At 69.0% G+C, this 24,050-nt stretch carries 16 protein-coding genes and 1 pseudogene; 16 read left to right on the forward strand and 1 reads right to left on the reverse strand.

The genetic code is table 11. From position 1 onward, the window contains the following. Positions 1 to 123 precede the first annotated feature (123 nt). The 12 genes from Q9Q40_01275 (at position 124) to Q9Q40_01330 (ending at position 16,000) form a co-directional block, all read left to right on the forward strand. Entirely contained in the window at positions 124 to 2,166 is a 2,043-nt protein-coding gene (locus Q9Q40_01275) for a methylmalonyl-CoA mutase family protein (protein ID MDQ7005843.1), read from the forward strand. Next, a complete protein-coding gene (gene scpA / locus Q9Q40_01280) occupies positions 2,163 to 4,334 on the forward strand; it encodes a methylmalonyl-CoA mutase (protein ID MDQ7005844.1) in 2,172 nt (723 codons plus the stop codon). Before Q9Q40_01275 ends, scpA begins: the two co-directional genes overlap by 4 nt. After that, a complete protein-coding gene (gene meaB, locus Q9Q40_01285) occupies positions 4,327 to 5,334 on the forward strand; it encodes a methylmalonyl Co-A mutase-associated GTPase MeaB (GenBank protein MDQ7005845.1) in 1,008 nt (335 codons plus the stop codon). The genes scpA and meaB overlap by 8 nt, the downstream gene beginning before the upstream one ends. After that, positions 5,327 to 6,778, forward strand: coding sequence for a DUF115 domain-containing protein (locus Q9Q40_01290; GenBank protein ID MDQ7005846.1), 1,452 nt, complete (start codon positions 5,327 to 5,329; stop codon positions 6,776 to 6,778). Before meaB ends, Q9Q40_01290 begins: the two co-directional genes overlap by 8 nt. A gap of 292 nt (positions 6,779 to 7,070) precedes the next feature. Next, the gene (locus Q9Q40_01295) at positions 7,071 to 7,754 is read left to right on the forward strand and encodes a cytochrome C (GenBank protein ID MDQ7005847.1); all 684 of its coding nucleotides are present in this window, start codon (positions 7,071 to 7,073) and stop codon (positions 7,752 to 7,754) included. Positions 7,755 to 7,862: 108 nt separating this feature from the next. Then, positions 7,863 to 9,011 carry a hypothetical protein gene (locus tag Q9Q40_01300; GenBank protein ID MDQ7005848.1) on the forward strand — a complete coding sequence of 383 codons (1,149 nt, stop codon included), beginning with the start codon at positions 7,863 to 7,865 and terminating at the stop codon, positions 9,009 to 9,011. 29 nt (positions 9,012 to 9,040) lie between these two features. After that, positions 9,041 to 9,631, forward strand: coding sequence for a cytochrome c3 family protein (locus Q9Q40_01305; GenBank protein ID MDQ7005849.1), 591 nt, complete (start codon positions 9,041 to 9,043; stop codon positions 9,629 to 9,631). Beyond that, the gene (locus tag Q9Q40_01310; protein MDQ7005850.1) at positions 9,628 to 11,577 is read left to right on the forward strand and encodes a hypothetical protein; all 1,950 of its coding nucleotides are present in this window, start codon (positions 9,628 to 9,630) and stop codon (positions 11,575 to 11,577) included. The genes Q9Q40_01305 and Q9Q40_01310 overlap by 4 nt, the downstream gene beginning before the upstream one ends. Next, a complete protein-coding gene (locus Q9Q40_01315) occupies positions 11,574 to 12,536 on the forward strand; it encodes a hypothetical protein (GenBank protein MDQ7005851.1) in 963 nt (320 codons plus the stop codon). The genes Q9Q40_01310 and Q9Q40_01315 overlap by 4 nt, the downstream gene beginning before the upstream one ends. Beyond that, positions 12,533 to 14,224 carry a cytochrome c3 family protein gene (locus tag Q9Q40_01320; GenBank protein ID MDQ7005852.1) on the forward strand — a complete coding sequence of 564 codons (1,692 nt, stop codon included), beginning with the start codon at positions 12,533 to 12,535 and terminating at the stop codon, positions 14,222 to 14,224. Before Q9Q40_01315 ends, Q9Q40_01320 begins: the two co-directional genes overlap by 4 nt. Continuing rightward, positions 14,205 to 15,131 (forward strand): cytochrome c3 family protein, encoded by a 927-nt coding sequence (locus Q9Q40_01325; protein MDQ7005853.1) that lies wholly within the window; start codon positions 14,205 to 14,207, stop codon positions 15,129 to 15,131. Before Q9Q40_01320 ends, Q9Q40_01325 begins: the two co-directional genes overlap by 20 nt. 173 nt (positions 15,132 to 15,304) lie before the next feature. Next, positions 15,305 to 16,000: a cytochrome c3 family protein gene (locus Q9Q40_01330; protein MDQ7005854.1), complete on the forward strand. Its 696-nt coding sequence runs from the start codon at positions 15,305 to 15,307 to the stop codon at positions 15,998 to 16,000. Here the strand turns inward: Q9Q40_01330 and Q9Q40_01335 are convergent. After that, positions 15,994 to 17,343: a dihydroorotase gene (locus Q9Q40_01335; protein ID MDQ7005855.1), complete on the reverse strand. Its 1,350-nt coding sequence runs from the start codon at positions 17,341 to 17,343 to the stop codon at positions 15,994 to 15,996. The genes Q9Q40_01330 and Q9Q40_01335 overlap by 7 nt on opposite strands. A 107-nt stretch (positions 17,344 to 17,450) precedes the next feature. On the opposite strand from Q9Q40_01335, the gene Q9Q40_01340 reads away from it, so the two are divergent. From Q9Q40_01340 to Q9Q40_01355, 4 genes and pseudogenes are all read left to right on the forward strand, one after another. Beyond that, on the forward strand, positions 17,451 to 18,131 hold the full coding sequence (locus tag Q9Q40_01340) for a response regulator transcription factor (protein ID MDQ7005856.1): 681 nt from the start codon (positions 17,451 to 17,453) through the stop codon (positions 18,129 to 18,131). Beyond that, positions 18,116 to 19,867 carry a HAMP domain-containing sensor histidine kinase gene (locus tag Q9Q40_01345; GenBank protein MDQ7005857.1) on the forward strand — a complete coding sequence of 584 codons (1,752 nt, stop codon included), beginning with the start codon at positions 18,116 to 18,118 and terminating at the stop codon, positions 19,865 to 19,867. Before Q9Q40_01340 ends, Q9Q40_01345 begins: the two co-directional genes overlap by 16 nt. Before the next feature lie 215 nt (positions 19,868 to 20,082). After that, complete coding sequence (gene topA / locus Q9Q40_01350) at positions 20,083 to 22,695, forward strand: type I DNA topoisomerase (GenBank protein ID MDQ7005858.1); 2,613 nt, start codon at positions 20,083 to 20,085, stop codon at positions 22,693 to 22,695. Between the two features lie 258 nt (positions 22,696 to 22,953). Further along, positions 22,954 to 23,985: pseudogene (locus Q9Q40_01355) on the forward strand (integron integrase). The last annotated feature ends 65 nt before the right edge of the window (positions 23,986 to 24,050 follow it).

The following is a 24,050-nucleotide window of genomic DNA, read 5'->3' on the forward strand; positions in this document are numbered from 1 at the left end:
GCCGGGGCTCCGATACCGGGGGGGCGATTGTTGCGGGTCGGCCGCGATGGGCGGGCTATACTCCCAAGCCCCGCGGGGACCGCGCCCCCCAGGCGGATTCCCGGGAGGAGAAGGCGCGAGTCGATGAAACGCAACGACGAGGGGCTGGCCGCGGAGTTTCCGGCCGTGGACGAGGCGACCTGGCGTCGGAGGGTCGAGGCGGAACTGGGTGAGGGCGCCCTGGCCGACCTGGTGCGGCGCTTGCGTTCCGGTGTGTCGGTGCAGCCGCTGTACACCTCGGAGGCGGGGCTGGCCGATCCGGCCGGTTTTCCTCGCACCTTTCCCTTCACCCGCGGCGAGGTCCGGCGCCCGGCGTCCGGCTGGGAGATCGTCGCGGGCTTGCCCGCCGGCAGCGCGGAGGCAGCGGCCGCCGCCGCCGCGGAGGCGGTCGACGGGGGGGCCGACGCCCTGGCGCTGAGCCTGGACTCCGCCGGCGTGGAGGGAGTGGCCGTCGATGACCTGGACACCCTCCACCGGACCCTGGCCGGGGTGGACCTGGCCCGGGTCACCCTCCATCTCGATGGCCGCGCCGTGGGACCCGCGCTGGTTCCCGCGCTCCTCGCTCTGTGTCGCCGTCGTGGCGGGGACGCCCGTCGCTTGCGCGGGAGCGTGGCCGACGACCCGGTGGCGGCCTGGTGTCGCACGGGACGACTCGACGGCACACCGTCCTGGCGCTATCGCTGGCTGGCGGACGTGCATCGGGAGTTGACCGATCGGGCCCCCGAGCTCAAGACGCTGGTGGTCTCGGGATACCCCTTTCGGGAGGCGGGCGGCCACGGCGTGCGGGAGATGGCCTTGATGCTGGCCGCGGCGGCGGAAGTGCTGCGGGGGGTGATCGCCGCCCGCGGTGATGTCCGCGCCGCCGGCAGCGGCATGCTCTTCGTCACCGGGGTGGGCCGGGAGATCTTCCCCGAGATGGCGCGGTTGCGGGCCCTGCGGGCCTGCTGGGCGCGCATGGTGCAGGCGGCGGGAGGCGGGCACGACGGTTCGGCGGCGATCCATGCCCGCTCGTTGCTCAGGCGGCGCAGCCGCCGGGATCCGTGGACCAATTTGCTGCGGGGCACCCAGGAGACCTTCATCGGGGCCCTCGGCGGGGCCCGCTGGATCACCGTGCTGCCTTACGACGCGGCCCTCGACGAGCCCGGCTCCCAGGGGCTGCGCCTGGCCCGCCAGACCCAGCTCATCCTGAGGGAGGAGAGCCACCTCGGGCGGTTGACGGATCCGGCCGGCGGCAGTGGCGTGATCGAGGCCCTGACCCGGGAGCAGGCCCGGGCCGCCTGGGACATGCTGCAGGCGATCGAAAGCGAGGGCGGGTTGTGGGCCCGGATCGCGTCGGGGCGGTTGCGGGAAGAGATCGAGGCCGACGCCTCCTCGGCGGCCGAGCAGGTGGCGACGGGCCGTATGAGCGTGACCGGGGTGAACACCTTCCCCCTGCTCGACGAAGCGGCGCCGGGTCGGAGTGGCGGACGGTACCCGGCGGCCCGCCGGACCGGGTGTCCCCCACCGGCCCGGGAGCTGCTGGCCCGTGTCGCGGCGCAGGCGGCCGACGAGAACACCCGCGGTCTGCTCGATCTGGCTGTCGCGGCCCTCGAAGCGGGCGCCGGCCTGGAGGCCCTGGCCGCGGCCCTCGCCGGCCGCGGCGGCGCTGTCGAGGGCACGGGGCTGGAAGTCCGTCGGGAAGGGGCGGCCTTCGAAGCCCTGCGGGATCGCGCCGATGCCTGGTTTGCCCGGCACGGGCACCGGCCGCGGGTCTTTCTCGCGGCTCTCGGCACCCTGCGGGAGGTGATCGGCCCGTCGGACTGGGTCCGCAACTTCTTCGCCGCGGGCGGCATCGAGTCGGTGGGGGCGGAGCCGGCGGGGGAGGTGGAGGCGGTCGTGGAGGCCTACCGGTCGGCCCCCGAGACGGTGGCCGTGATCTGCACCACTCCCGAGCGGCGCGGTGTCGACGGACCGGCTCTGGTGGCGGCCCTGGCGCGGGCCGGCGCCGGGCGGATCCTGGTCGCCGGGCGGCCCGGGAAAGATGCGCCGGCCCTGGGGGCGGCGGGAGCGGCCGGCTTCGTCCACCGGGGGTGCGACGCTCCGGCGGTGCTCTCCGCCACCTTGGATTTCCTGGAGGGCGGGCGATGAGCGGAACTCTCGATTTTTCCCGGGTGGAGTTGGACTGGGAACGTCTGCACCGCGAGGTTTCCCCGACGGTTGCCGAGGACCGGGAGGTGTGGGTTACCCCGGAGGGCATCGAGATCGCCGGGGAAGTGGGGGGTGAGGACCTGGCCCGGCTCGATCACCTGCGGACCCAGCCCGGTTTTCCGCCGTTCCTGCGGGGGCCCTACACCACCATGTACACCCGGCGCCCCTGGACCATTCGCCAGTACGCCGGTTATTCCACGGCGGAAGAGTCCAACGCCTTCTATCGCCGCAACCTGGCGGCCGGGCAGAAGGGGCTGTCGATCGCCTTCGACCTGGCCACCCATCGCGGTTACGACTCGGATCACCCGCGGGTGGCGGGGGACGTGGGCATGGCGGGTGTCGCCATCGACTCGATTCTCGACATGCGCATCCTCTTCGAGGGGATTCCGCTCGATCGCATGAGCGTGTCGATGACCATGAACGGTGCCGTGCTGCCGGTGATGGCGCTGTACATCGTGGCCGCCGAGGAGCAGGGGGTCGCTCCCGAAAAGCTCAGCGGCACGATCCAGAACGACATCCTCAAGGAGTTCATGGTTCGCAACACCTACATCTATCCTCCCGGGCCGTCGATGCGGATCATCGCCGATATCTTCCGCTTCACCGCCCAGCGCATGCCCCGCTTCAACTCGATCAGCATCTCGGGCTATCACATGCAGGAAGCCGGGGCGACCTGCGACATCGAGCTGGGGTACACCCTGGCCGACGGGCTCGAGTACGTGCGGACGGGCCTGGCGGCGGGTCTCGACATCGACGCCTTTGCGCCGCGGCTGTCGTTTTTCTGGGCGATCGGGATGAACTACTTCATGGAGCTGGCCAAGCTGCGCGCCGCGCGGCTGCTCTGGGCCCGGTTGCTGCGTCCCTTCGGCCCGACCCGCGAGCGCTCCCTGTCGCTGCGGACCCATTGCCAGACCTCCGGTTGGTCGTTGACGGCCCAGGATCCCTTCAACAACGTGATTCGCACCGCCATCGAGGCCCTCGCGGCGGCTCACGGGCATACCCAGTCCCTGCACACCAACGCCCTGGACGAGGCCCTCGCCCTGCCCACGGACTTCTCCGCACGCATCGCCCGCAATACCCAGATCCAGATCCAGGAGGAGAGCGGGAGCTGCCACCCCATCGATCCCTGGGGCGGTAGTGCTCACGTGGAAACCCTCACGGCGGCGCTGGCCCGCAAGGCTCTCGAACACATCGACGAGATCGAGAATCTCGGGGGCATGGCCCGGGCGATCGAGACGGGTCTGCCCAAGCTGCGGATCGAGGAGGCGGCGGCCCGTACCCAGGCGCGTATCGACGGGGGGCGGCAGACCATCGTCGGCGTCAATCGTTTCCGACCCCGGGAGGAGACGCCCCTCGAGGTGCTGCGGGTGGACAATCGGGCCGTGCGGGAAGCCCAGATCGCGCGGCTCGAGCGCCTGCGGCGGGAGCGGGACGACGACGCGGTGAAGGCCGGCCTCGAGGCCTTGACCCGCTGTGCGGAGAGCGGCGAGGGCAACCTGCTCGAACTGAGCGTGGAGGCGGCCCGGGCTCGAGCCACCGTGGGGGAGATCTCCCTCGCCCTCGAGCGGGTCTTCGGCAGGCACCGGGCGTCGATCCAGGCGGTCTCGGGGGTCTACATCGCCGAGGTGGGAGGAGGTCGGCAGATCGTGGAACACGTGCGGGAACTGTGCCGTCGTTTCGAGAAGGCCGAGGGACGTCGCCCGCGGATACTGGTGGCCAAGATGGGGCAGGACGGCCACGACCGGGGGCAGAAGGTGATCGCCAGCGCCTTCGCCGACCTGGGCTTCGACGTGGATATCGGGCCCCTCTTCCAGACGCCGGAAGAGACGGCGCGCCAGGCGGTCGAGAACGATGTCCACATCGTCGGTGTGAGCACCCTGGCCGCCGGGCACCTGACCCTGGTGCCCGCCCTGCGCCAGGCCCTCGAGGCCCAGGGGCGAGGGGACATCATGATCGTCGTCGGCGGCGTGATTCCTCCGGGCGACCTGGAGACCCTGCGTCGGGAGGGAGCGTCCGCCGTCTTCCTGCCCGGCACCGTGGTCGGTGAGGCCGCGGCGGAGCTGCTCGGTGAACTGGCCCGACGCCTGGGGCACGATCTCGACGATGAGTGAAAGGGGCGGCGTCTCCAGGCCCTCGGTGGAGGAACTGGCCCGGGGGGTGCTCTCCGGTGAGCGGGCGCTGCTGGCCCGGGCCATCACCCTGGTGGAGAGTACCGCTCGCTCTCATCAGCAACGGGCGCAGGAGTTGCTCAACCGGTTGTTGCCCCACACGGGGGGGGCTCACCGGGTTGGGGTCAGCGGTGTGCCGGGGGCGGGCAAGAGCACCCTGATCGACGTGCTCGGCCGGCGCCTGATCGCCGCCGGTCATCGGGTGGCCGTGCTGGCGGTGGATCCGTCGAGCACCCGCAGCGGGGGCAGCATTCTGGGGGACAAGACCCGCATGGCCGCTCTGGCCGCCGAGGAGGGAGCCTTCATCCGCCCCTCGCCCTCGGCCGGTTCCCTCGGGGGAGTGGCCCGGCGTACCCGGGAGAGCCTGCTGCTCTGCGAGGCGGCCGGCTACGACGTGGTGCTGGTGGAGACCGTCGGCGTGGGGCAGAGCGAGACCCACGTGGCGGGGATGGTGGATCTGCTCCTGGTCCTGATGATTCCCGGCGCGGGAGACGAGCTGCAGGGTATCAAGCGCGGCATCGTGGAGGTGGCCGACCTGGTGGCCGTCAACAAGGCCGACGGTGCCGGTAAGACGGCCGCCGAGGCGGCCAGTCGGGAGCTGGCCGCCGCCCTGCGCACCATGGGCGCTCCGGCGAGTCGAGGTCCGGTGCTGACATGCAGCGCCCTGGCCGACGACGGCGTCGATGCTCTCTGGGCGGCGATCTCCGAGCGCTGGGAGCAGGCCCGCGCTTCCGGACGCCTCCGGCAGCGACGCCGCGCGCAGCGGCTGGAGTGGATGTGGTCGGTGGTGGACCGGCGGTTGACCGAGAGCCTGCGCGAGCACCATGCCGTCCGCGCCCTGCTGGCCGATATCGAAGGCCGGGTGCTCTCCGAGGAACTCTCGCCCACCTGGGCCGCGGAACGGTTGCTCGAGGCCTACGGCTGGAGGCCGCCGGGTGAGTGAGGCGACCGGCATCGCCGGCTGGGTCGAGGCCTGGTCGGCCCGGCAGTCGGTGGCCCCGGCGGTGGTGCTCACCCGGGGCCGCGGCGAGCATCTCGGCCTGCTCGCCTCCCGTTGTCCGCAGGCGCTGATCGTCTCCTGGGTTGCGCAGGACGCTGCCGCGGGACGCGAAGGACGGGTGGTCGGCCTGTCGGCGGTCCAGGACAGGATCGGGGCGGCGGCGCGCGGTCTGCTGACCCTGGGGCTCGAGGTGTTGCGCGCAGACCCTCCTTCCTCCCTGGTTCCGGGCCCCCCGAGCAGCGCGGAGTTCGAGAGGGCGATTCGAGAGTGGTCGCGCCAGGCCCGGGTCGAGCAGGAGACGCTCCTGGCCTCGGCGGAGAGCTGGCAGGATCACCTGGCGGCGAACCTCCCCGGGCTGATGACCTCGGCCAGCGTGGCGGACCTGCTCGGTTCACTGGCCGGTCGCCCGGTGCTGGTGGTGGGCTCGGGCCCCTCCCGCGACGGGCTGCTCGACGCCCTGGAGGGTGCGGCGGATCGCTGCGTCCTGCTGGCCACCAACTCCTCGGTTCGCGCCCTGGCGGCGCGGGGCCTGCGCCCGGACGGGGTCGTGGTGATCGAGGGGAAGGACTGCAGCGCGGATCTCGAGGGGGTCCCGGCCGAGTTGCTGGAAGACGTCGTTCTCTTTGCCAAGGCGAGCACTCATCCCGCCCACCTGGAGTGGCCGATCGAACGGAGGGCGGTTTTCCTCGGCCCGGGCGATGGCTGGCTGGCCGGGTGGTTCGGTCGCAGCGCCTCGTTGCCCACGGGTGGTAACGCGGGAACCACGGCCCTGGTGCTGGCCTGGACCCTGGGGGGCTTTCCCGTCCTGGCGACGGGTCTCGACTTCGCTCTGGATCCGGAGGACGGGGCCGGGCGACGTGGGGGGCGGTCGGCGCCGACCGAGCCGGTGCTCGGTTGGACCGGCCGGAGACTGGAGGCGGAATGGCCCTTCGTCTGCTACCGGGAACAGACCGAGCAGATCCTCCAGGCGATTCGGGCTCGAGACCCCCAGGCGCGATTCCTCAGCCTCTCCAGCCGGGGAGCCCGGATCGCGGGGATGGACCTGGTGGCCTGGCCGGATCTCCGCGACCATTTGCCCCGGCTGGGGCGGGGGGAACTGGCCCGGGCTTTCGACGGCCGTCGCCCCCGGGGCGGTGGCGCGGTGGGGCTGAAGCAGGAAGTGGCCAGGGTCCTGGCCCGCTTCGAGCAGGTGGCCGCCGAGCCCCTGGGCCCGGCCATCGGGCTGGCGCTGCTTTCCCCTCCCGATAGTCTGCTGCGGTCCCTGGCCGGGCCGGCCCTGATTCAACGGCCCACCCGGGCGGCCTTCGAGGGGGCCCGCCGCCGATTCGAGGCCCTCGCGCAGCGGGCGCTGGACATCGCCGTGGCGCGGGGCGAGTCAGGCGCCTGAGAACATCCCGGGGCGGACAAGCCCGCAAAACCATGAAAAGAGACTGGGGTTGTCCTTTATGACGATTCGCAACTTACTAATAAATAAGGGTTTGGCGGCCGGCTCCCGGCGCACCCAAAAAGCCTAGAATTTCACTCGACAACGGGGGCGAATCGGGGTAAAACAATGACTGACTTACCAAGTAGGCAGTAAGCCTGCCCCCGGCAAACGAACTGGCCGCCTGCGGCCCACGGGGAGCAAGAAACTCGAGCAGAGGAAGTGGAAGACACGACCCCTTCCAAGGAGACCAGCAATGAAGAAAAAGAGCGCGTTCCTACTGACCATCCTGGCAGCCGTGCTGTGGACCGTGATGGTGGCCCCGGTTCTGGCCAATGGCGCCGGAAACGGCATCACCAACAGCCCCCACGATTTCTCGAGCGAAGCTTGGAACGATCGTGGCGAGATCTGCCGCGTCTGCCACGTTCCCCACGATCACGGCCGCACCCGTGGACTCGAGGGGCTTCTGTGGAACCATGCACTGTCCACGGCGAGCTACACGATGTACTCCTCTTCGACGCTCGATGGCGCCGCCGACGCCCAGCCGACGGGCATCACCAAGATGTGCCTCGGCTGCCATGACGGCACCGTCGCCATCGACGATTTCGACAACCACAATGGCGGCACCAACTTTATCGGCACGGGGGACCAGATTCCGCAGCTCAGCGATGGCGGAAACCCGGACCTGCGCGCCACGCACCCCATCTCGATCGTCTATGACACCGCCGACACGGGCCTGCATCCGACTTCCAACACCATGGGTGGATCGGGTACGATTGCCGACGTTCTGGAGGCTGGTAAGGTCCAGTGTCACAGCTGTCACGACGTCCATGACGCGCCCGGCGAGGCCGTCGCCAACACGCACCTGCTGCGCGTGGCCCAGACGACCAGCCAGGGCGGCAACCCCTCGGGGCTTTGCCTGACCTGTCACGACAAGTAGCGCGGGGCCGGCAAAGCACGTGTCTTCCCACACCGGGGACAGGCCGGGGGTATTCTCTCCCCGGCCTGTCGTTTGTGTGGGGCCGGTGGATTTGCGAGGAGATTGATGATGAAGGCTGCGTTCCCGTCTGGACTGGTCATCGCTGTGCTTGCTTTCGGCCTGCTGGCGCTCGCGGGTTGCTCGCCGGCAGGCAAGGCACCCCCGGTCTCGGGACCGGCCTTCTTCCCGCCACCGCCGGACGCCCCGCGGCTCCAGTTCCTCACGGCGATCACCAGCGACGCCGATCTGCCGGGCGCTCGTCGCGGCCTGTCGGCGGTGCTGCTGGGTGGCAAGCCGCTGAAGGAACTCACCCGGCCCCGGGGCATCGCCGTCCATGACGGTGTCATCTTCATCGCGGATTCGAGCCTGCGCACCGTGATCAAGATCGATCTGGCCGCCGGCCTCTTCGATCACATCGACGACAAGGGGGGGGGCAAGCTGGCCGGTCCGTCGGGGCTGGCCTTCGCCGATGACGGTACCCTCTACGTGGCCGACGTCATGCGCCGCCAGGTGATGGTCTATGCCCCGGGTGACCAGCACTTCCTGACGGCCATCGGTGACCCCGAGACGCTGCGCCCCACCGATGTGGCGGTTCGCGGCGACCGGCTGTACGTCTCCGATATCCATGATCACGAGATCGAGGTCTACGATCGCCTGAAGCTCAAGCGGGTCGGTACCATCGGCGGCGAGGGCAGCTCTCCGGGCACTTTCAAGTATCCCTCCTTTCTCACCATCGGCGCCGACGGCGCACTCTATGTTTGCGACAGCATGAATTTCCGGGTGCAGAAGCTCACCCCCGAGGGTGAGTTCCTCGCCAGCTACGGGTCGGCGGGAGACTGGACCGGCAACCTGGCCCGCCCGAAGGGGATTGCCGTCGACGAGGACGGCTTGCTGCACGTTCTCGATGCGGCGTTCGAGAACGCCCAGATCTTTCTTCCCGATGGACAACCCGCGACGGTCTATGGCGGGTACGGTAACTTCGAGGGGCACATGTACCTGCCCTTCGAGATCACTCTCGACACGAGCTTGCTGCCTTACTTCCGCGCCAGGATCGATCCGCGCATCATTCCCCGCTATCTCGTGCTGGTGACCAACCAGGCCGGGCCCCACAAGCTCAATATCTATGCTTTTGGAGAGCCGGCTGGAGGCGCCGGTCAGCCTGCCGAGGAAGGTGCGGGGGAGACGGTAGAGGCGGCCGAGACAGAGACCCACCCGTGAATTCACCGGGCTCCGGACGCAGGGGAGCTTTGGCTCTTTTGCTGACGGTTTGCCTGCTCGGCGCTGCTTGCAGCCGGGAGGGGCGGGTCAAGCTTCTCGAGGCGCTCTTCGACGATCCCCCCAGCCGCCGGGCCGCCCGCCAGGAGGAAGCCCGAAAGGAAGAAACGGCGGCGCCCCGACCGGCCGTGCCGAAGCCGGCTTCCCGTCGCCGCCCGGTCTGGGAGGGAAGCACCCATGGCCCCTACGCGGCCCGGCTCTGCCAGCAGTGTCACGCCGGGCAGGGTGAGAATCCGGCCCCCGGCGCGGGAGCGGCGCGTCTGCGCCTGTCGCGGCGGGAACTGTGCCTGCGCTGTCACGGGGAGTCGCTCGGCCTGTTGAACCCGCTGCCGGCGGGCAGACGTCCGCACGGCCCGGTGGCCGCCGGGGAGTGCATGGCCTGTCATCTCCCCCATCGCAGCCGCCAGCCCATGCTGCTACGGGGCGAAGTGGTGGGCCTCTGCACGACCTGCCATCGGCCGGCCTATCTCGGCGAGAGGCACCCCCCCGTCGCGGATGCGGCCTGCGTGACCTGCCACGATCCTCATTTTCCCCTCCCCGCACGAGGAAAGGGGGCATCGTGAGGAGAGGGTGGCTCCGGGGCGGATTGTGCGCCGCTCTGCTGCTTTTCGTCCCGGCTCTCGCGGCCGCGCAGAGTGCGCGTATCGTCCGGCCGATCCGCGTCCATCTCGGCGAGGGTTACCTGGATTTCGGCTACCACCTCGAGCGCGCCAGTCGTCGGCCGGGCCAGTCGGGCCTCGTCAGCGAACAGGTGGAGAGCACCTGGCTGGGCGGTGTCAGTGCCGACCTCGAAGGGTCTTTCCTGCACCCGAGTTTGCTTCCTTTCTCTCTCGGCGGGACGTTGCGCGTGCGGCGTTCGGACGTGGACGAGACGGCGGGACGCCTGGCGGGTCGTCAGGACACCAACGACAGCGACTATCGTTTCCGTCTCGGCCTGCTGCCCGGATTCCGCTGGTCCGGCGAAATCGTTGCGACCAGCTTCGTCCAGGAACTCGATTCTTCCTTCGCCCCCGCGCGCCTGGTGCGCCGGCGCGGCGAGGTGCTGTCGATCCGGCGGAAATCCCGCAGCTGGCCGTTGCGCTTCCACTGGCGTCGCAGCCGGAACTGGGGCATCAAGGGGGACCCGCGGGACGAACGCAAGAATGACCTGGGCTTTCGGGTCGACCACCGCGGAAAGACGGGTAGAGTCTCCCTGCTGGCCGAGCGGCTGGACTATTCCGAGATTGCGGCCCGGCAGGATTACGTCACCCATCGCATGAGCGCGGGCTTGTCCTATCGCCCGGGCGGCACGAACAAAGTGCAGCTGGCGACCAACTTCTACGGCTACGATCGCACGGGAACCTCCACATCGCGCTACCTCCTCGGCAGCGGTTCGGTCGCCGTTCAGCCCCTGCCGGATCTCCGGCTCAACGCCCTGTTCGAATACCAGTCCCAGGAAGAGGATATCGGCAAGCGGGTCAGCAAGAAGGGCAAGTTCCAGGGCAGTCACTTGCTCTGGGGTTCGCTGGCGACACGGGTCTATGCCCTGCTCGAGAACCAGGCTCTGCCCCTCGACGGCTCCCTGGACGTGCGGGAGGCGGTGCTCACTTTCGACTACACCAGGCACCTCGAGGCGGGAGCGCTGATGTTGGGCTGGTCGCGGGGCCGGCGGGCGGAGGAGGAGGCTCTGCCCACCGGAGAGCGACCGATCACCGAGGATCAGACCTACGAACTCGGTTTCCCGATTCTCCTGGCCCATCCCGACGTGGTTCCCGGTTCGGTGAGCGTGACGGATGCGACGGGCACAATCGTCTATGTCGAGAATATGGACTACGAAGTCGTCGAACGGGACGGGGTGACGGAAATCGTCGTGGTTCCCGCAGGCGACATCGTTCCCGGACAGGCCCTGCGCATCAACTACCTGGTGACCTCGGTGCCCGACCTGTCGACCGTGGCCATCTCCCGGAGGGTTTCCGCGGCCTGGCGCGGCACGCGGGGGTTGTGGCTGCGGGGATCCCGTTTCCAGAAGGACAACCGGCAACTCTCCGGCCTGAGCGACGCGCGCCTGGAGGACCTGGTCGATACCGAGGTGCGTGCCGGCTACGACGGCCGGCGCTGGGGCGTTCGCGGGGCCTGGAGAGACCGGCAGAGCAACATCCTCTCCTATGCCAGCAAACAGTTCGGAGCCAACTGGCAGGTGCTCCGTGGGCGAGCGCTCTCGGTCAACCTCCGCGGGCAGATTCGGCGGACGACGTACCCCGATCGGGTGGACGACACCCGTTCCCGGCTCTTCGGCACGGACGTCCGGCTGCAATACGGACGCTTGCGGGTGGATCTCGGCCTCGAGCGGTGGAACGAGGTGATTCTAGGGCGCCACGGCCGCTACTTGCAGGGCCGGCTGGTGGGTCGCTGGCAACTCCGGGCCGTGGAACTGCGCCTGCTATGGTATGTGCGCTACCAGGACGTGGAGCTTTCCGGGGTCGATGATCGTGACGAGGTGCAGATCGTAATGAGGAGACGCTTCCGATGAGAGGCATGGGCCTCGCCGCTCTCGTGCTCGCCGCCCTGCTGGGCGGATGCACGTTCGAGGCTGGTCCCACCTTCGAGCCGGCGGACGGGGAGGCGCTGGTCTGGCCTGCCCCGCCGGAGAAGGCCCGCCTGGCCTGGGCGGGAGAGTACCGCCCGGGCGAGCGGGGTTATCGTCGGCCCCACGGCCTGGGGACGGGAAGCGACGGCCGACTGTGTATCGCCGATCCGGGGGCGGGCGTGGTGTGGGTCCATGGGCCGGAAGGCAAGGTTCGGCACGTGGGTTCGGGCAAGCTGAACACACCGGTCGATTGCGCCTTCGTCGGGTCGGATCTTCTCGTCGTCAGCGACTCGATGGCCGGTCGCCTGGTGGCCTTCGACGTCCGTGGGCGTGTGGCCTGGCGCAGCGCCGAGGGCGCGCTGGCCCGCCCGGCGGGTCTGGCCGTCGATACCGAGCGGCAGCGTATCGTCGTCTGTGACGTGACCCGGCACGCATTGGCGCTCGTCGACTACGCCGGTGCCGTGACCGCCTCGCTCGGGGGGCGGGGCGCGGAGGAGGGGCGGTTCAACTTTCCCACCGATGTGGCCATTGGGCCGTGGGGTCGTTTGTACGTCGTGGACGCCATGAACTTCCGCATCCAGGTGCTCGACGCCGAGGGGAAGAGCCGGCAGGTTTTCGGTGTCGCGGGGGACGGCCCGGGAACCTTCCATCGTCCCCGGGGCGTGGCCGTCGACCGGCTCGGGAGAATCTACGTCAGCGACGCCTTGTTTGACGTGATCCAGATCTTCGACGGCCAGGGCCGACTGCTGATGGCCCTCGGGCAACGTGGTCACGGGGCCGGGGAGTTCTGGATGCCTGCCGGCGTTACGGTCGAGGAGGGTCGTCGTCTGCTTGTGGCCGACGCCTACAATCGCAGGGTTCAGGTTTTCCAACTTCTAGCAGCCACTGAGGAGCAGCCATGAACTCTCGAAGGGTCATCTTCGGGATCATCGCCCTGGTCGGAGTGAATTCCTGGGCCGGTATCGAGAATACCGTTCACAACCTGGGAACGAGCGGGCCCGGGCAGGTCAAAGCCTTGACCGAAGAGCGGATCTGCATTTTCTGCCACGCACCGCACCGTGCGACGACCCGCGCCCCCTTGTGGAATCGCAACGACAGCCGGGCGAGCTATCTGCTCTACGACAGTCCGACTCTCGACGCCCAGCCGGGACAGCCCACCGGTGCGACCCGGATGTGCCTGTCCTGTCACGACGGCACGGTGGCCCTGGGTGACGTCGTCTCCGAACCCAGCGAAATCGCCTTTCCCGCCGGGCACCGGATGCTGGATCCGTCGACCGGCAGTCTCGAGACCGACCTGGGCGATGATCACCCGGTGTCGTTCCTCTACGACGACAACCTGGCCGGTTTGGATCCGGAACTGAAAAGCCCCGCGGCGATCGATCCGCCCGTCACCCTCGATGCCAATGGAGAGATGCAGTGCACCGCCTGCCATGATCCCCACGACAACAGCTACGGGAATTTCCTCGTGACCTCCAACTACCAGGCGGGCCTCTGCCTTTCCTGCCACGTCAAGACCAACTGGGACAGCAGCCAGCATGCCACGTCCACGGCGGGGTGGAACGGGTCCCCTCCCGACCCCTGGCCGGAGTCGGACGAGACCAGCGTCGTCGCCAACGGTTGTCGAAACTGCCACGATCCTCATTCGGCGGCTCAGCCGCGATGGATCAATCAGCGGAACGAGGAAGACACCTGCCTGGCCTGCCACAACATGAACGTGGCCAGTGACAACACCGAGGCCGAGTTCGGCCAGCCGTACAGGCACCCGGTCACCCTGACCAGCGGCGTGCACGATCCCGAGGAAGATCCGCTGACCGCTCCTCGGCACGTGGAGTGCACGGATTGTCACAATCCTCACCAGGTGGCGCCGCCGGGGGGTGTTTCCGCCCCGACGGCTTCGGGGGCCCTCCGTGGCGTCAGCGGCATCGACGTGGGAGGGAATCCCGTCGATCCGGTGAACTTCGAGTACGAAGTCTGTTTCAAGTGTCATGGAGATGGGACCAACGCCGGCGAGACGGTTCCGCGCACCGCGGGAGAAGTCAACACGCGGCTGGAGTTCGCGACGGATGCGATCTCGTTTCACCCGATCACCCAGGCGGGGAGGAACCCCAGCGTGCCCTCCCTGGTACAGAACCTGGACGAAAACAGCGTGATCTATTGCCGGAGCTGCCACTCTTCGAACCTGACCGACGGGCAGTCCTTCGACGGCGGCGGGCCCCATGGAAGTCAGTACCGGTTCCTGCTGCGGAAGAACTACGAGATCGCGGATTTCACCCAGGAAAGCGCCACCGCCTACGAACTGTGCTACATGTGCCACGTCAGGAGTGTCATTCTCGGCAAGAAGACCAGCGGCTTCAAAGAACACCGCAAGCACATCGTCGGTGAGGACAGTCCCTGTTCGGCCTGCCACGACCCCCACGGCATTGCCGCGAGCCGGGGAACGACCACGGGCAACAGTCACCTGATCAGCTTCGATACCACCATCGTCTTTCCCAACAAGAAGGGCGAACTGCGCTTCGAGGATCGAGGGTATCGGCGAGGCTCTTGCTTCCTCAGTTGCCATGGAGAAGATCATGACGACAAGAACTACTGAGCGACGTGTGGCGCTCGTTCTGTCGCTGCTGCTCGTCGGCGTCGTCCTGTCCGTTACCCCGTCAGGGGCGGAAGAAGGCGATGCGCAGAGCTGTCTCGAATGTCACGAGGACATGATCGCCGCCAAGGTCGTCCATGACCCGGCGGGAGAGGGGAGTTGCGACATCTGTCATGAAGGCGACGCCGAGGAGCACGACTTCACCCTGCCCGATCCGGTCGGCGAGGCCTGTTCGATGTGTCATGACATCGGCGGCGCTTCAGGGGCCGTGCACGGACCGGTGAAGGCGGGACAGTGCACGGCCTGTCACAACCCTCATGCCTCGGAGCAGGAGAAACTGCTGCTGGCGGAGGGTGAGGCGTTGTGCTGGCGCTGCCATGGCAGAACCCAGAAGCGGGAAGGACGACAAGGTGTCGTGGAGAACATTCGCAAGGTGATCGCGGAGGCCGCCGTCTCCCATGACGCTCTCGAGATGGGCTGTCAGGAGTGCCATCCGGCCCACGATTCCGAAGAGCAGGGACTGTTCACCATGAGTTTTCCAGCGGGTCCTTACGCGAGGGGATTCGACGGCTCCTACGACCTGTGCATGGCCTGTCACGACGAGAGCTTGATCGTCGATCCCCAATCCCTGGAGACCGGTTTCCGCGACGGCGAGAAGAACCTGCACACGGTGCACGTCGTGCGCGAGAAGTCTCGCAGTTGCGCCCTGTGCCACTCGCCCCACGGTGGTGGTGACCACCTGCTGCGCAAGGATGTCCGCTTCGGCCAGTGGTTGCTGCCCATCGGCTACGAGCCCAGCGAGACCGGTGGGACCTGTACGACAGCCTGCCACGAGACCCGGGTCTACGACCGCAGCGTACCGCCCCCAGTGCTGGACAGCGGATCGAACGAACAGGAGAAAGCCAGGTAGGACGCTCCCGATCGAGTCCCTTTGCGCGGTGCCGAGGGCGGGCCCTATCTTCCTCGTCGGCCCGTCGCGGCGGGCTTTGCGTGGGGATCGGAGTCGGGGATGGCCGCCAGGGCGGCGCGCCCGCGTGCGGGTCGGCGGCGCCAGGCATCGGTCTCTCCCCGCGGGGACTGCCCATGCCCGCTCGGCACGGCTTTCAGCCTCTCTTCTTCGCCTGTCTCGTGATGCTCTCGTCGCCTGCCGTCGTTCCGGCGGAAGTCCCGGTCCGTGACGAGGTGTGCCTCGAGTGCCACCTGCCCGCCCGCCACGGCCTGTCGATGCACCCGTTGGGGGTTCGGCCGACGCGCTCCGGAAAATTGCCCCTGGTCGATGGCCTGGTCGGCTGCTCGACCTGCCATGAGCGCCACGGGTCGACCCTGGAAACGAGTGTCGCGGACGATTTCCACCTGCGTCTCCAGCCGCCCCTGCTGTGCGCGAGCTGTCACCGGGGCGCCGACGGGCGGTGGGACCGACCCCATGCCCTGTACGCCGATACGATCCACGGCGGGTCGCGCCTGGCGGGCGGAGATGGAGGCCTGGCCCGCTTCGATGCGCTCTCCCTGCGTTGCCTGAGTTGCCACGACGGCAACAGCGCTCCCGCGGCGGCGTTTACCGAGGGACCTTCGATGGGAGAAACGGGTCGGAGTCACCCCATCGGCGTGGCTTTCCGCCGCTCCGCGACCGCCGCGGTGATCGATGACCAGGGGCCGGCGCGATGGTTCGGCGGCCGGGTGGGCTGCACGTCCTGCCACCGGCTCTACGGCAGCCCGAGCCCGCACCTGCCGGCGTCCTCCGGGCTGGACCGGCTCTGCCAGGGCTGTCATCGCTACTGAGGGACGGCCTCTCCCAGAGTCTCGATGAAGCGCACGGGGCGTCCGCCGGGAGGGCCGACGATTTCGCCGTCCCGCATGGCGAGCCGGCCGCCCACCACCGTGGCCCGCGGCCAGCCCTGGACCGTGCAGCCTTCGAAGGGACTCCAGCCGCAGCGGCTGGCGAGCCAGGCCCCGGTGATTTCCTGCCGGGCTTCCAGGTCGACCAGGGTCAGGTCGGCGTCATAGCCCACCGCCAGCCGCCCCTTGCCGGCGATCGAGTAGACCCGGGCGGGTCCGGCGGAGGTCAGGTCCACCACCCGCTCGAGGCTCAGGCGCCCCCGGGCGCAATGGTCGAGGAGCAGGGGCAGCAGGGTCTGGACGCCGGGCATCCCCGAAGGCGAGGCGGGGTAGGGCCGGGCCTTCTCCTCGCGGGTGTGGGGGGCGTGGTCGGAGCCCACCACGTCGACGATGCCGGCCTGCAGCGCAAGCCAGAGCCCGTCCCGGTGCTCTTCGCCGCGGATCGGCGGGTTCATCTGGGCCCGGCTGCCAAGCCGCCGGTAGCACTCGGGAGCGGCGAGGGTCAGGTGCTGAGGCGTGACCTCGACGGTGGCGATGTCCCGCGCGTCGGCGAGCAGCGTCATCTCGTCGCGGGTGCTGACATGGAGCACGTGAACCGGGCGTCCGGTTCGGCGCGCCAGTCCGAGCAAACGGCGAGTAGCGATCAGGGCCGTCTCGGCGTCCCGCCAGTGGGGGTGTTCTGCGGGGTCGGCGCCGTCCCGGACCCGGGCGAAGCGCTCGCGCAGGCGGGCTTCGTCCTCGGCGTGCACGGCCACCCGGCGCCGGCCCGAGCCGAGGACCCGCTCGAGCAGGGCCTCGGACTCGACCAGCAGGGAGCCTGTGGACGAGCCCATGAAGACCTTCACACCCGCGCAACCCGGCAGGCGTTCGAGTCGCGCCAGGTGATCGACGTTCTCTTCCGCCGCACCGATGAAGAAGGCCACGTGGCAGTGAGCGCGCCCCTCGGCCCGGGCGAGTTTGTCCTCGAGTTCTCCCGCACCGAGGGTGTTGGGCCGGGTGTTGGGCATCTCGAAGATGGCGGTCACCCCGCCGAGGACCGCCGCGGCGGTCCCGGTGGCCAGGTCCTCCTTGTGGGTCAGGCCGGGTTCGCGAAAATGAACCTGGGTGTCGATGACGCCGGGCAGCACGTGCAGGCCCCGGGCGTCGAGAGTCTGCGCGGCGCTCGAGCCGGCCAGGTCGCCGATGGCGGCGATGCGACCGGCGCGCAGGCCCACGTCCGCGCGATGGCGGCCGCCGGGAAGCAGGCAGGTCCCGCCGCGCACCAGCAAATCGAAAGGTTGGCTCATCAGGGTCTCCGGCGGGGATTCTACCCTGCTTGGGCGGATCTGCCGATTTACAGACGGTTTACCGGTCTGTCCACCCCAGGATCGCTATACTTTCGGAGGAGATGCCGATGAAGATCCTTGTGGTGGAAGACGAGCCGCTGCTCCGGGAAGGTCTCGTCGATCTGCTCGAGGGGGCGGGACACCAGGTGACCACGGCGGAGAATGGCCCCCAAGCCGCTGAGCGCGGCGCGGCCGAGACCTTCGATCTGGTGCTGCTCGACCTGATGCTGCCGGGCTTCGACGGGATCGAGGTCTGCCGGCGGCTGAAGAAGGTTCGTCCGGCGCTGCCGATCCTGATGCTCACCGCCCGGGGCTCGGAAGACGACAAGGTCGCTGGACTCGAGGCGGGTGCCGACGACTACGTCACCAAGCCTTTCGGCGCCAAGGAACTGCTGGCCCGGGTGGCCGCCATCGGACGGCGGGCCGATCTGGCCCCTGCCGTTCCCGAGGTGATCGAGGTCGCAGGCTGCACCCTCGATCTGGGTCGCTGCGTGGCGCTGCGTGATGGAGAGGAGATCCACCTCACCGCGCGGGAGGCGGGAATTCTCCGCTGGCTCTATCGCCATCGCACCAGGGCCGTGAGTCGCGCGGAGTTGCTCGAACACGTCTGGGGCGCCCGGGGCGACCTTCAGACCCGCACCGTGGACATGACGGTGGCCAAGCTGCGGCAAAAAATCGAAGAGCACTCCGCCTCGCCGAAGATCATCGTCACGGTGACGGGAGTCGGTTACGCATGGGGCGAGGTCTAAGACGCTGGCGGGAGCAATACTCCCGCACCCTCCTGGCCCTGGCCCTGACCACGGTCGCCGTGGCCCTGCCCAGCACGGCGCTCTACGTGGCGGGAGAGCAGGCGACGCGACGCGATGCCGATCAGCGGCGGCGGGCGGTGGACCGCCGGGCCCGCCGGGCCGCCGAGTCGCTGGCCACCAAGCTGCACCAGCGTCTCGAAGCCCTGCTGGCCAACGAAGACCGGCGCCCCTTCTATCATTACCAGAATCTCTATCATGATCCCCGGGGAGCCCACCGGGGTCCCTCCGTGGTTCCCTCGCCCCTGGCCCAGGGACCCGCGGACCCGTTGATTCGTTCCCATTTCCAGATTGGGCCCGATGGCCGGGTCAGCTTGCCCACGGTGAACCTGGAGCTGCCCGAAATGAGCTGCGTCCGTCAACGGGAACGGCACATGGCGATGTTGCGTTCGCTCCAGCCCGCGGCGCCGATCTGCTGCGAGGACGACAAGGACCCGATGCGGGCCAAGCTGGCTCGACGCTCCCGGGAACGCCAGGAGGATTTTCCATCCCGGGTCGTTCGTCTCGACGAGATCGATTGGCTGCAGAACCTGGAGGCCAGCGAGATCTACGCCCGGATCAAGCAGGGTGGCGTGTCGGTGGGCCTGGGTGAGCGTACCGGGCGGCAGGTGGAGATCCGGGTCGAGGGATTTCGTTGGAAGACCGTCCCTCTCGAGGAAGGGGCGAGCCTGGTGGCGCTGCGCAGGGTGCTGACTCCCGTCGGTTTGCTGACCCAGGGGTTCGTGGTCTGCAACGAGGCGATGGGGCAATGGCTCGAGGCGGCTCCCATGCCGGCCCGTTTCGCCCGCCCGGACTCTTCCGGCGACCTGGTGTTCGCTCCCCTGCACCTGCCGGGGGTGGACTGGGGGATCGCCGTCGATCCCCGGCAGGAGTTGCAGCAGGCCGCGGTTCACGCCCGGGCGGCTTCGGAACGCTTCCACCGGCTGTTTGTCGTGCTGACCCTCGCCGCGGCCTTGGCCGGAGGCCTGGCGGTGGTGGTGGTCTGGCAGGCCGAGCGCCTGGCGCGCCAGCGCTCCCGCTTCGCGGCTTCGGCGGCCCACGAACTCCGGACCCCCCTGGCCAGCCTGCGGATGTATGGGGAGATGCTGGCCGACGGCCTGGGCAATCCGGCCAGGAGTCGGGACTACGCCCGCCGGGTGGCGGGAGAGGCCGAGCGTCTCGGCCGGGTGGTGTCCAACGTGCTCGGCTTCAGTCGTCTCGAGCAGGGCTTGCTCAAGGTCGACCCCCAGCCGGGGGATCTCGGCGCCGCGGTGCGGGATCACGTGGCCCGCATCGCCCCGGCCCTCGAGCAGGCCGGGGCCACGGTGGAAGTCGAAGTCGAGGACGCCCTGCCTGCCGTCTGCTTCGATCACGACGCCCTGGGGCAGATCTTGCAGAACCTGCTGGACAACGCCGAGAAGTACTCACGGGGGTGCGAGGACCGGCGGATCCGGGTGCGGGTGAGAGGCGAGGGCAGCCAGGTGGTCGTGCAGGTGGTGGACCACGGTCCGGGGATTCCCGCCGAGTTGCGGGGCCGGCTCTTCGAGGCTTTCAGCCGGGGGTCGAACACCGATGTTCCCGAGGGTCTGGGCCTGGGGCTGATGCTGACCCGCTCTTTGGCTCGCCTGCAGGGTGCCCGGGTCCAGGTCGCCAACGGGAAGAGCGGCGGCGCGGTGATGAGCGTCTTCTTCCCCGGTTGACGCTCCGCTCCGGCGGATATTTCGGAACTGTCTTTAAATTGCTGCAAACAAACAGCTAAGGCCGGTATCGAGAAGGGCCGGAAGGGTTCGGAGGCGGGAGCGGCGCTTGAGCTTTTCCGGATCTCTCTCAATATTACCGGCGGATTGGCGGGTACTTACCTGCCCCACTGCCCGATAAGTTAGCCGCGCTGGCTGCGGGGCAGGAGAAAGGACACATGACCGCCCTCGTCATCGTCGAGTCGCCGGCCAAGGCCAAGACCATTTCCCGCATCCTCGGCAAGGGGTATCTCGTGGAGGCGAGTTACGGTCATATTCGCGACCTGCCCTCGAGCGCCGCCCAGATTCCGGCCAGGTTCAAAAAAGAGGAGTGGGCCCGGCTGGGGGTCAACGTGGATGACGGCTTCGAGCCGCTCTACATCACGCCCAGCGACAAGAAGAAATACGTCAAGCAACTCAAGGAGGCCCTCAAGAAGGCCGATCGCCTGCTGCTGGCCACCGATGAAGATCGAGAAGGGGAGAGCATCTCCTGGCACGTGGTGGAGGTGCTCAAGCCCAAGGTGCCCGTCGAGCGCATCGCCTTCCACGAGATCACCCCCCGGGCGATTCGGGAGGCGGTGGAGCATCCGCGGCAGATCAACGATTCACTGGTCCGGGCCCAGGAGAGCCGGCGGGTGCTCGACCGGCTCTTCGGCTATTCCCTCTCGCCGCTGCTGTGGAAGAAGGTGGCCCGGGGCCTGTCCGCAGGCCGGGTGCAGTCGGTGGCCGTGCGCCTGTGCGTGATGCGCGAGCGGGAGCGCATCGCCTTCCGCGAGGCGGAGTACTGGGACGCCGAGGCGGAACTGGATGCGGCGGGCAAGACCTTCAAGGCCCGCCTGGTGCGGCTGGACGGCAAGAAGGTGGCGGTCGGCGCCGACTTCGAGCAGACCACCGGCCAGCCCAAGCGTCCCGGGGCGGTGGAGTGGATTCCGGACGAGGCCCGGGCGCGGGAGATCTGCGCTTCGTTGGTGGGCCCCTGGCGTGTGCACAGCGTCGAGGAAAAGCCCCAGACCTGGCGCCCGGCGCCGCCGTTCACCACATCCTCGCTGCAGCAGGAGGCCAACCGCAAGCTGGGCTTCTCCGCCCGGCACACCATGCGCGTCGCCCAGCGGCTTTACGAGGGCATCGACGTGGGGCAGGGCCTCGGCGGCCTGATCACCTACATGAGAACCGACTCGGTGGTACTGTCCGAGACGGCCCTGGGAGAGGCGGAGAAGGTGATCCGCTCTCGCTTCGGTGACGACTACCACCAGGGCTGGCGGCAGTACAAGACCCGCACCGCCGGGGCCCAGGAGGCTCACGAGGCGATCCGCCCCACGGACCTTTCCCGGCGACCGGAGGACGTGGCCGGGCACTTGGGAAAGGACGAGGCGCGGCTCTACGAGCTGATCTGGAAGCGCACCATCGCCAGCCAGATGGCCGACGCCCAGGTGCTGCGGACCAGCGTCGAGGTGGAAGTGCCGCGGAAAGACGGTTCCCGGGCGCTGTTCGCCGCGTCGGGGAAGACGATCCGGTTCCCCGGTTACCTGCGGGCTTACGTCGAGGGTTCCGACGATCCCGACGCGGAGATCGCCGACCGGGAAACCTTCCTGCCGCCGCTGAAAACGGGCCAGGAGCTCGAGGCGCGGGGGCTCGAGCCCCTGGGGCACCGGACTCTGCCGCCGGCGCGCTACACCGAGGCGACCCTGGTCAAGAAGCTGGAAGGGGAGGGCATCGGGCGGCCCTCGACCTATGCCACGATCATCGAGACGATTCAGGCCCGGGGTTACGTGCGCAAGCGGAAGAACGCCCTGGTGCCCACCTTCACCGCCTTCGCCGTGACCCAGCTCCTCGAGCAGCACTTCGCGGAGTACGTGGACACCGAGTTCACGGCGCGGCTCGAGGAGCAACTCGATGAAATCGCCCAGGGCAAGCTGGACTGGCGGGACCAGTTGCGGCAGTTCTACCTCGGTGAGGGGCGGAACGGACCGGGGCTGAAGGACCAGATCTCCCAGGTGGAGGCCAGGATCGAGTACCCGGCGATCGAAGTGGGAGTCGATCCCGCCAGCGGCGAGAAGGTCATCGTCAAGGTCGGGCGCTATGGGCCCTACCTGCAGATGAACGGCGTGATGGCGTCGATTTCCGACGAGATCGCTCCCGACGAGCTGGACCTGGAACTGGCCCTGGAGCTGATCCGCAAGAAGCAGGAAGGACCGCGGCTGGTGGGGGTCGACCCGGAGACGGGGTTGAACATCTACGCCCAGCACGGCCGCTTCGGGCCTTACGTGCAGCTCGGGGAGAGCCCCAAGGAAAAGGGCGATCCCAAGCCGAGGCGGGCCTCGCTGCCGGCGGGGGTGACCGAAGACACGGTGGACCTGGCCCTGGCCACCAAGCTGCTGTCGCTGCCGCGGACCCTGGGGCAGCACCCGGACAGCGGCGAGGACGTGATCGCCGCCATCGGCCGTTTCGGGCCCTACATCAAGTGTGGGGACGATTCGCGCTCGCTGCGCTCGGGGGACGACGACGTCTACACGATCACCCTCGAGCGGGCGCTTGAGATTCTGGCGCGGCCCAAGCGGGGGCGTGGGCGACGGGCGGCGGCCCGCACGGTGCTCAAGGACCTGGGCCAGCCGCCGACGGGGGCGGGGCCGGTGCAGGTGCTCGACGGGCCTTACGGGCCGTACATCACCAACGGTGAGTTGAACGCCAAGCTGCCGGAGGAGGTGGCCCTCGAGGATTTGAGTCTCGAGCAGGCGGCGCAGATTCTGGCCACGCGGGGGAAGGCGCCGAAGCGGCGGGCCCGGTCGAAGTAGGGGGGCCTCGGTACTGGTGGTGGGGGTCGCGCGGCGCGCGGGTGCGGGGAGGGCACCGGCGGGCGCCAAACGGGTGCTGGGACGGGTGCGGGGTGGTGGGGGTCGGCACCCGTTTGGAAAACCCGCCGGACCCTCCGCGCACCCGCACGCCGCGCATCGGGGGGGAGCACGGGGGGCGCCGGGGGGGCGTCTCGGTTGCGGGACAGGCGGGCGCGGCTGAGGCGGGTCTTTTCGGGGGGACGGGGTGATCATCGGTTCATGGGCGGCTGCGATGGTGGTGATCGGGCCAGGAGTGAAGGCCGCGGCGCGGGGCGCGGGCTGCGTCTCGAAGAGCGCGTGCGCCGGGCGATTCGCCTGCGGCACTAGAGTCGGCGGACGGAGCAGGCGTACTGGTCGTGGATTCGGCGCCTGATTCTCTTTCATGGCAAGCAGCATCCGGCCCGGATGGGCGCGGCGGAGGTGACGGCGTTTCTCTCCCATCTGGCAACCGACCGCGGGGTCAGTGCTTCGACGCAGAACCAGGCGCTGTCGGCGATCCTTTTTCTCTACCGCGAGGTGCTCGAGATCGATCTACCCTGGCTCGACGGCATCGTTCCCGCGAAAAGGCCCGCCAGGCTGCCCACTGTTCTGACTCGCGAGGAGGTCCGACGGCTGATCGGCGAGATGGACGGAGTACCGTGCCTGATCGCGCGGCTGCTCTACGGCGCGGGCCTGCGCCTGCTCGAATGCTGCCGGCTGCGGGTCAAGGACATCGACTTCGGCCGCCGCCAGAGCGTCGTGCGGACAGGCAAGGGGGGCAGGGATCGAGCGACGCTCCTTCCCCGGGCGGCCCGGGCGGCGCTGCAATCCCAGTTGGTCCGGGTCCTCGCCCAGCACGAGGCCGATCTCCGGGGCGGCGCCGGCTGGGTGGAGTTGGACGACGCGATCGCCGGCAAGTACCCCAACGCTGGAAGGCAGCCCTCCTGGCCATGGGTCTTCCCGGCGACCCGTATCTACCTGCATCGACCGACGGGCCAGCGCCGCCGACACCACCTCGACGAATCCACCGTCCAGCGTGCTCTCCACCGGGCCGTCCTGCGTGCCGGGATCCAGAAGAAGGCGAGCTGCCACACCCTGCGCCACAGCTTCGCCACCCACCTCCTGGAGGACGGCCGCGACATCCGAACCGTCCAGGAGCTACTCGGTCACAAGGACGTATCCACCACCATGATCTACACCCACGTTCTGCAGGCGGGCCCCCTCGCCGTCTCCAGCCCCCTCGACCACCTCCCTTCCGATCCCCAGCCGTAGCAGGTGGGGGAGGGGGCGTGGGGCCGGTGGCGGGCCGCTATGCGGAACGGTGTAGCGCGGTGGGT

The sequence above is a fragment of the Acidobacteriota bacterium genome (genome assembly GCA_030949985.1).
Lineage (GTDB): Bacteria > Acidobacteriota > Polarisedimenticolia > J045 > J045 > JALTMS01.

Excerpts from the sequence above, each read along its gene's own strand:
- Q9Q40_01335 (MDQ7005855.1), bottom strand. The coding sequence starts at position 17,343 with ATGAGCCAACCTTTCGATTTGCTGGTGCGCGGCGGGACCTGCCTGCTT.
- Q9Q40_01330 (MDQ7005854.1), top strand. The coding sequence starts at position 15,305 with ATGCCCGCTCGGCACGGCTTTCAGCCTCTCTTCTTCGCCTGTCTCGTG.
- Q9Q40_01325 (MDQ7005853.1), top strand. The coding sequence starts at position 14,205 with ATGACGACAAGAACTACTGAGCGACGTGTGGCGCTCGTTCTGTCGCTG.
- meaB (MDQ7005845.1), top strand. The coding sequence starts at position 4,327 with ATGAGTGAAAGGGGCGGCGTCTCCAGGCCCTCGGTGGAGGAACTGGCC.
- Q9Q40_01340 (MDQ7005856.1), top strand. The coding sequence starts at position 17,451 with ATGAAGATCCTTGTGGTGGAAGACGAGCCGCTGCTCCGGGAAGGTCTC.
- Q9Q40_01315 (MDQ7005851.1), top strand. The coding sequence starts at position 11,574 with ATGAGAGGCATGGGCCTCGCCGCTCTCGTGCTCGCCGCCCTGCTGGGC.
- scpA (MDQ7005844.1), top strand. The coding sequence starts at position 2,163 with ATGAGCGGAACTCTCGATTTTTCCCGGGTGGAGTTGGACTGGGAACGT.
- Q9Q40_01295 (MDQ7005847.1), top strand. The coding sequence starts at position 7,071 with ATGAAGAAAAAGAGCGCGTTCCTACTGACCATCCTGGCAGCCGTGCTG.
- Q9Q40_01300 (MDQ7005848.1), top strand. The coding sequence starts at position 7,863 with ATGAAGGCTGCGTTCCCGTCTGGACTGGTCATCGCTGTGCTTGCTTTC.
- topA (MDQ7005858.1), top strand. The coding sequence starts at position 20,083 with ATGACCGCCCTCGTCATCGTCGAGTCGCCGGCCAAGGCCAAGACCATT.
- Q9Q40_01275 (MDQ7005843.1), top strand. The coding sequence starts at position 124 with ATGAAACGCAACGACGAGGGGCTGGCCGCGGAGTTTCCGGCCGTGGAC.
- Q9Q40_01345 (MDQ7005857.1), top strand. The coding sequence starts at position 18,116 with ATGGGGCGAGGTCTAAGACGCTGGCGGGAGCAATACTCCCGCACCCTC.
- Q9Q40_01320 (MDQ7005852.1), top strand. The coding sequence starts at position 12,533 with ATGAACTCTCGAAGGGTCATCTTCGGGATCATCGCCCTGGTCGGAGTG.